The following is a 7913-nucleotide window of genomic DNA, read 5'->3' on the forward strand; positions in this document are numbered from 1 at the left end:
TTGTTCAGATTATGCGTAAAATAAGGAGAGAAAAGGACTTAAGGGAGTTAATAGAAGAGCATTTTCATCCAGGTGTTCCAGCTATTTAAGTGGTACCAGAGGGATATGTCAGATAGGAAATTATCAGTTTTATTTTTTGAAATAAGCAGTGTTGTTGTTTTAAGTTCAGCTTCATTTTAAAATAAGCGTTTTCGAGCAGTCAGTCAATAGATATCCCGTCGGGATTGTATAAGGTGTCGCCCAACCTTGCCCGCAACGGGAACGGTGTTACCTGTCACTGCTATTCGGTCCTTTTTTACTTGCTTAATTTTATGAATACATTATTCTTTTTGAAACAGGTGGCGTTGGAACACCTACCCTATGAAGAGGGTATTGTGGTGTAGTACGCTGGTGTTAGTTGGGCTGGGCTTTGATAAAACAGATCGGAATGTCAGTGAATTTTCTGTTGAGGAGTTTATTTCTTCGGATGTCCTGGCGGCATCATAGCGGCCTTTTCCATATCAGATAATTCCACCTTGATATTCTGCATGGTCTCCTTTCTCACAATATTGAGCTGGATCGTTTCCCCAGGCTTTTTATCAAGCAGGGCGATTTTCAGATCAGCAATGGTGGCGACCGGGGCATTGTCCACTGCCAGGATGATATCGTCTTTTTCCAGACCTGCCTCTTCAGCCTTTCCCAAGGGGCTGATACCGATGATTTTTACCCTGGAAGGCTGCTCATCGCTCTTTTCCTCTTGCTTGAGGATGACACCGATCTTGCCAGCAGGTGGCAGTTCCACCTCCTCGGTAAACATGAGGTAATCTGCCTGCCAGCCTTTTTCTCTTCCTGTAACCTGACCGTTATTGGCAATAAGCACTGACTGACGGCCTGCCATGCGACGGCTGACCCTGGGCGGGATGGCATTGTCTTTGTACACATGGCCTGTGCCTGCGACCACCACCATATTTTTGTCCGGGTGGGCCAGAAGATAGTCAGTAATGGATTCAGCCATTGTCTCGTCCCAGATGGCTTGGGCCTGCAAAAATCCACCAAAATTGTTCTCATCCTGTTCTTTATGCAGGGCATGAACCTGAGTAAGGCGCTCCTGATAACCAACCAGATCCAGGTTTCTATCCTGGGCCATCTCAGTTTGTTGTTCTGGCGTGAGTTCATCGGTGGAGCCTTTTTTAAAGACCGTTCTGGCAATCTCTTTGTTGAGATTCAGGGCAATGATGGGGATATCATGGGCCTTGGCATAGTTGATGATATCCCGGTACATGCGATAATCATAGCCCCAGGCCCCGTAATAATCTGAGAGGCGAAGGAAATCCTCTTCCGTGGCAATGGTTCCGTTAATATAGCCGTCCAGGGCAGGTTGTGAGGTGCGGGGAAACATCTCCATCCCGATCACCAGGCCTGCGTTTTTTCCTTCCTGTTCCAATTGCTCACGCAAGGCCTGGATAACCTGTAATTGGAGCAGGTGGGCCCCGTAATCTGTATGGGTTTCTCCAACATAGATAATTTTGCTCTTGGATATATCATTAAGAATGGCAGAGAAATCCTGAACCTGGGGAGCAGGGATCCCAACAGCAGGCTTGAGCAGGGGCAGGCGGATGCCCTTATCAGCAGGAGCGATCTCTTTTTTTTGTATTTTTCCCTGTTTAAAGACAAGGCGGGAATATTTGCCGTAATGGCGGAGTTTACGAAGGGCCTTCTGGCTTTCTTCAGTTGATGCTGAAGAGAGCAGTACCATGACCTGATCCTGATGCAGTGGGTTTTTGCGGACATCAAGGAGGAAGCCTGTTTCCGGTTTCTCGCCCGTACCAAAGAGGGAGCGGCGTGGGGAAGAATCACCAAGGAAGAGAAAACTGCCCTGGGAGAGTTCGCTGTTTTTCAGATCCTCTGCTCGAATAACCTGACAGCCCCAGCGTTCCAGCTCTGGTATCAGGGGGAGGTAGACTGACAGCATTTTTTTATCCTCTGGCAAGACCACTCTTTTGGCTTGTGCGCCCATAAATTGTATCCAGACCGGTGGACGTTCCTTGTTATCCAGGCTGCGGAGCAGTTGGTAGTCAGGGTCAATGACCAGCTCTGTGGGCAGGCTGGGCACGGTAATGAGTACTTCCTGGTTTGCCGAATCAATTATGATGGTTTTGTGGATGCTCTCACCTCGTGTGGTCACCAGCAAAGGAAGGTGGAACTGATAGGGTTGCTCGGTTTGCTGGACAAGACGAAAGGAAATCTGACTCTTACCTCCTTTCTGCTCCATCCCAACATGCTCCACTGTAAAAGAGGGAATATCAGGGCGGGCAAGCCATTGGCTGAAGAATAGGGAAAGATCCTGGCCCGAGGTTGCGGCAAAGGTGTTTTCCAGGTCTGACCAGCTGGCTTCGCCATACTTTTTCTCCTGATAGAGCTGCCTGAGTCCGGCAAAGAAATACTCCTCACCGATCTCCTGTCTCAGCATATAAAAGATCATACTGACCTTATCATATCCCATGGCCCGCATTTGCCGGGGCATAGGCTCGGAGTGGTTGGCATGCTGAAAATTAAATACCGTGAGATCCTTTTCCGGCTCAACATAGGCATGATAACGAAGGATCTGGTTTTTACGGTAAGCTGCTCCTTTTCCCTTTTCCGCTGCATAGCTCTGGTCAGCCAGCAGGGTGGTCAGGCCCTCACACCAGTTGCCACCCTTATTATCAATGGCATTACCAAACCAGGAGTGCAGGATCTCATGTCCCAGCGAGGTGTCTTTGATAAAGGGCAGCCGAACCACTGTCTGACCCAACAGGGTGAAACCGGGCATGCCATAGCCGGTGGGCAGTCGATTCTCAACAATAGAGTATCGTTTATAGGGAAAGGGGCCGATCAGGTCTTCATAACGCTGGATATATTCCACAGCCTTGTCCAGATATGCCGGAGCAAGAGCTTCATCCTCTGCAAAAAAATAGCTGTACAGGGTCAGGTTGTTGACATCACGGGACAGGACTGTGTACGGGCCAGCAGCAAAATTGATGGAGTGGAGCGGGTGTGGGGCATTTGCCTTGAGAATATTATGTTCCCCCTTAGTCAATATTTCTATTTCATTGGCCTCGGTCACCCCGGAAAAGCCGGGCGGTAGTTCCGCTTTCAGGGAAAAAAGCATCTTTTTATCTGCGGTCGGATGCCAGAACCCAGCCAGGGTAATCCCCTCAAGAGTGATGAGATTGCCGGACATGCCCGGAGGAGGAGCAATGACCTGCCACGTCAGGGTCAGAGTGCGTTCCTGTGCTGCCGGGGGGAGCGAAAGCGTGTTATCGCTGTTTGGTACGAGTTCCTGCGGCATGGTGTCCTGCTCGCTTGTCTCTTGTTCTGTTGTTCCTGTTTCTGTGAATTCTATGCGGACGTTTTCTAATTCTATAAACGAGAGTTCCAACGCCCTTTCCGGCGGGAGAATCAAGGTGGACTTACCTTGCATGAGTGAGGATGCAAGATCAAAGGAGATTTGGATATCCTGGAGCAGGGGAGGGGGCTTTTCAATGCTTTGTGCCTGTAAGGAAAAGGGAAAGAGCAGGGTGATAAGCAAGCAGTAAGAGAGCAAACAAGAGAGCAGAATGGTACGCATGGATTTATGGTGCAATGGTAAATTTCGTGAAGTGAATTTCGTAAACTTGGGCTTGTTTTTATAACAGCACTCCTCAATCACTATCGTATGGGGGGACGAATTGCAAGGGAGATGTCAGAACAGGGGAAGAAAAGTGGTGGGGTATGAGGTGGGAGGTGGAACAGAGTTGACTACAAATTTCCGTAAGTTTTATTGCATTAGTTTTAGGGATCCAGGTAACAAAAATAATACCAGTATAATATTTTGAATCAACAGTCTGATATAAAAAATATTCTTGCCTTGACTTTCATTGTCTATCGGATAATAATTCTTATTAAGAGTTAATATAAAAGGAGGAAACCTATGAATTCAAATATATCGTTCTTTATTGGTATACTACTGGCATTACCAACTATTGTTAATGCGAATGAAAATTCTACTATACACTGTGATGTATCTTTGGAGAATAAATGTATAGTAAAATCAGCTAGAAGTATAAGGGCTATACGAGTTGAGATTTATCGCAGTGGAGATAATAACTCAACAGAATTCGTGAAGAAAGAGTTCCAAGACTGCCCAAAAGAAGTTTCTATCGTCTTTGATTCTTTACAGACAGGGTCAAAAATGTTTATAGATACATGTGACGGTAGTAGTTTTCTTGAAACTATATGATCTGGAAATTTTGTGATGTTATGTTAAATTTCCCTGCTTTTTATTTATTCCACCGGGTGCATGCTCTATGTGTGACCCGGTTTTTCTTTGCCTTGCGTTGTCCAATTACAAGGTGCCTTATAAAAAATTCCCTCCGTCGTTCCAGGCGCATCTTTTAACTGCGCGGAATGCGATTAACTTTCCATGACGACCTTTCCATTGACTTTTCAGGATGATATTCTATTTTAGAGTAACGAAGGTTTTTAAATGGAAGGGCCTCGCAGGAACTCCGGCTCCTTGTTTTCTTGCTGCGAGGTGTCTCCCTTTTGATTCCGTATTGTTACATCACTCCTTCACCCTGGTGATATACTCCCCGGAACGGGTATCAATCTGGATCTTATCCCCTTCATTGATAAAGGGCGGAACCTGGAGCTGAAAGCCGGTTTCCACAGTAACAGGCTTGGTATCGGTGCCCGATGTATCCCCCTTGACCCAGGGATCTGCACGAGTGACCTCCAGATGAACAAAGGTGGGCAAGCTGATATCAATGGGACGATCACCTTCAAAGAAAAGAACCTCCACCTCCATATTATCTTTCAGAAACTGAATATTATCCCCCAGCTGCTCCCTGGTCAGGAAAATCTGATCATAGGAGGTGGTGTCCATAAAATGAAACTCATCGTCCTGGGAATAGAGATATTGCATGGTGCGCTCTTCCAGGTCTGGTTTTTCGAATTTATCATTGGACCGGTAGGTCTGGGTGAACTGATTTCCTGAAATCATATTCCGCATTTTGGTGCGATACAGGGCCTGTCCCTTGCCTGGTTTGGAAAAATCGAAATCTATAATAATATAGGGATCACCGTCAATTTGAACCTTTAATCCCTTACGCAGATCTGATGCAGAGTACATATTGATTATCCTGATTATGTTGTGTTTTTCCACCCCCAAAGGGGAAGAATAGACATTAGAAAAAATAATGGGTGAATATTGGCCCAATGTTACGGGATCGCCTTGTTTTTTGCAACCTTTCCCTGTCTTTTCTTGTCAAAATGGAACAACTCTTTTATTTTAAAAAATACTTTTTTGAACCTGAACTTGTACGCTTGTTGCCTAAATTTTATCCAGGCGACAACGGGATACCGGCAAACAGGACAGGATGTATATTCATGATCAAAGCAGGTATACTTTACTTTGATACCACCTTACCAACAAACATAATTATAACACTACACCAGTCATTTAGGAATATTCATTGAAATTGTTCAAAAAGCAGGTTAGTATCTTCATTTTATGCCTTATATTGAATTGGCTGAACTGACATCGGAAAAATTACCGGAAGAAAACTCAAGCACGAGGTGAACAATGCTGGGAAAAATATTTTGGGGAATGGTTATCCTCCTGTTTGTCGCAATATTGGTGATTCCATTCCTTTTGCCCTCGTATTATGCCAGCCAGGCTGAAGAGCAGTATAACAGCGCAGGCTACGAATATGAGGATGATGGCGGTGACGACTTTGATATCGACTTCAAGAAACGCCGCAAGAAGACCTCAACAACAAGTTCCTTCGCAAGAAGCGTCCGTTCATCAGGCGGTTCCCGCAGTTATCGCAGCGGTAAATAATCATCACACATGCCTTCTGATCAATTACAACTGACGCGTTCACGGGCTGCTGTTCTGCAAGTCTCGGTGCTGGTGGTGGCCCTGTGCGGCATTGTGTATGAGTTGCTCATTGCCACGGTTTCTTCGTACCTGATTGGCGACTCAGTCCGCCAGTTCTCTGTGACCATCGGCCTGTTCATGGCAGCAATGGGGCTGGGGGCCTATATCACCCGTTTTATCAGCAACCACCTTATTGCCCGCTTTGTTATTATTGAAATCCTGATTTCAATAATAGGTGGTCTTTCCACAGTTATCCTTTTTGTGGTCTTTCCGTGGTCAGGGTGGTATGAACCCACTATGTACGGGCTGACTCTCATTATTGGCATCTTTGTGGGCATGGAAATTCCGTTGCTCACCCGTGTGCTGAGTGAAAACAACGATATCCGTCACTCCATTGCCAATGTCCTCTCTCTGGACTATGTGGGGGCCCTGATCGGTTCTGTTGCCTTTCCCTTATTCCTCTTGCCTTTTCTCGGTCTGTTTCGGGCAAGTTTTGTGATTGGCTTTTTTAATGCAGGGGTGGCCCTGTTCAATGTTGCTATTTTTTCTTCCCTGCTCCGCTTTCCAAAACGCTATGCAGCCTTGGCAATTCTGACCTGTCTTATGCTCATTTCAGTGATGGTGACCAACGAACAAATCACTGCCTTTGCAGAAGGCCAGCTTTATACTGACCGCATCATTTTTTCAGAACAGACCCCGTATCAAAAGATTGTCCTGACCAGGGAAGACAAAACCAATCGTCATCGCCTCTATCTTGACGGCCATATCCAGTTTGCGGAAAGGGATGAATACCGATATCATGAGGCCTTGGTCCATCCGGTGCTCTCGGCTCAAGGTTCCCGTAAAGAAGTGTTGATCCTTGGCGGGGGGGATGGGCTGGCAGCTCGGGAAAGCCTGAAATATGAAGATGTGGAACGAATTACCTTGGTGGATATTGATCCGGCCATAACCAGGATCAGCTCAACCCTGGCCCCGATTAGTCGCCTCAACCAAGGAGCCTTGCAGGACCCCCGGGTCCTTATCCGCAATGAAGATGCCTTTGCTTTTCTTCGCCAGAGCAAGGAAAAATTTGATCGGGTCATCATTGATCTGCCTGATCCCCATAATGAGGCTCTGAGTAAGTTGTACAGTGTTGAATTCTACAACCTGTTGGCCCGACGGCTGAATGCCAACGGTCTGGTAGTGAGTCAATCCACTTCTCCCCTGATGACCCGAAAGACCTTTTGGGCTATAGGGCACACCATGAGCAGTGCTGGTTTTGAAGTGCTTCGTTACCAGGTGAATGTCCCGTCCTTTTCCGGCGACTGGGGCTTTACCTTGGCAGGCCGTCCTGGCTCCTTACCCACAACTTTTATCATCCCGGAAACCAAGACCCGTTTTCTCACCAGCCAGGTGATGACAGCGGCAACGGTTTTTGCTAAGGATGAACAAGTTGCATCAGCCCTGACCAATTCTATTTTTGAACCTAAACTCTACCTGACCTATAACCGGGAAGCTGCCCGTTGGTAAACTATTCTACAAGGAGGAGCATGTCATGATCAATTTCACAGAAACCGCTGAGCTGTACTACGGTATGCTGTATATTGTCCTGGGAATTGCTGTGCTGGCACTCAGCAAACTCGCTGTCAATCTTATGACGCCGTACAAGATCAATAAAGAGTTGGTTCACTCGGATAATCAGGCATTGGGTGTGACCCTGGCAGGCTATTACGCCGGAGTGGTGATTATCTTTCTTGGAGCTGTTATCGGTGAAAGCTCCAGAGAACTGGACAGTCTTGCCGACATCGTTCTTCAGGCCGGTATTGACTTGGGCTATGCAATATTGGGCATCCTTTGCCTGAATCTTTGCCGCAAGATAGTGGATCTGGCTATCCTCTATAAATTCAGCACAGTTAAAGAAATTATGCAATACCGCAAAACTCGCACAGTAGCTTCAGGCAGCAAGCTTATACCACTGTTCCTTGAGCTTGTTTAACTGCTTCTGTGATTGTTTAGCGGAACGGATATGAGTTTTAAACCGATTCCTGTGATT

6 protein-coding genes are annotated in these 7913 nt (G+C 46.5%); 4 read left to right on the forward strand and 2 right to left on the reverse strand.

Annotated features, from left to right (window positions below):
• Positions 1 to 454: 454 nt before the first annotated feature.
• Positions 455 to 3589, reverse strand: coding sequence for a ChaN family lipoprotein (locus L2082_RS17335; protein WP_446010081.1), 3135 nt, complete (start codon positions 3587 to 3589; stop codon positions 455 to 457).
• Positions 3590 to 3931: 342 nt separating this feature from the next.
• Here L2082_RS17335 and L2082_RS17340 point away from each other — a divergent pair, with 342 nt between their 5' ends.
• Complete coding sequence (locus L2082_RS17340; protein WP_446010080.1) at positions 3932 to 4240, forward strand: hypothetical protein; 309 nt, start codon at positions 3932 to 3934, stop codon at positions 4238 to 4240.
• Between the two features lie 324 nt (positions 4241 to 4564).
• Here L2082_RS17340 and efp read toward each other — a convergent pair whose 3' ends face one another.
• Positions 4565 to 5131 carry an elongation factor P gene (gene efp / locus L2082_RS17345; RefSeq protein WP_446010079.1) on the reverse strand — a complete coding sequence of 189 codons (567 nt, stop codon included), beginning with the start codon at positions 5129 to 5131 and terminating at the stop codon, positions 4565 to 4567.
• Between the two features lie 453 nt (positions 5132 to 5584).
• On the opposite strand from efp, the gene L2082_RS17350 reads away from it, so the two are divergent.
• Genes L2082_RS17350 through L2082_RS17360 form a run of 3 tightly spaced genes read left to right on the forward strand, consistent with a single transcriptional unit; the run spans position 5585 to position 7856 of the window.
• A complete protein-coding gene (locus L2082_RS17350; protein WP_446010078.1) occupies positions 5585 to 5842 on the forward strand; it encodes a hypothetical protein in 258 nt (85 codons plus the stop codon).
• Positions 5843 to 5851: 9 nt separating this feature from the next.
• Positions 5852 to 7390, forward strand: coding sequence for a polyamine aminopropyltransferase (locus tag L2082_RS17355; protein ID WP_446010077.1), 1539 nt, complete (start codon positions 5852 to 5854; stop codon positions 7388 to 7390).
• A 25-nt stretch (positions 7391 to 7415) separates the two neighbouring features.
• A complete protein-coding gene (locus L2082_RS17360) occupies positions 7416 to 7856 on the forward strand; it encodes a DUF350 domain-containing protein (RefSeq protein ID WP_446010076.1) in 441 nt (146 codons plus the stop codon).
• Positions 7857 to 7913: the final 57 nt, after the last annotated feature.

Source organism: Candidatus Electrothrix sp., from assembly GCF_052785085.1.

Coding starts and splice junctions, on each gene's coding strand:
- L2082_RS17335 (WP_446010081.1), bottom strand. CDS start 3,589: ATGCGTACCATTCTGCTCTCTTGTTTGCTCTCTTACTGCTTGCTTATC.
- L2082_RS17340 (WP_446010080.1), top strand. CDS start 3,932: ATGAATTCAAATATATCGTTCTTTATTGGTATACTACTGGCATTACCA.
- efp (WP_446010079.1), bottom strand. CDS start 5,131: ATGTACTCTGCATCAGATCTGCGTAAGGGATTAAAGGTTCAAATTGAC.
- L2082_RS17350 (WP_446010078.1), top strand. CDS start 5,585: ATGCTGGGAAAAATATTTTGGGGAATGGTTATCCTCCTGTTTGTCGCA.
- L2082_RS17355 (WP_446010077.1), top strand. CDS start 5,852: ATGCCTTCTGATCAATTACAACTGACGCGTTCACGGGCTGCTGTTCTG.
- L2082_RS17360 (WP_446010076.1), top strand. CDS start 7,416: ATGATCAATTTCACAGAAACCGCTGAGCTGTACTACGGTATGCTGTAT.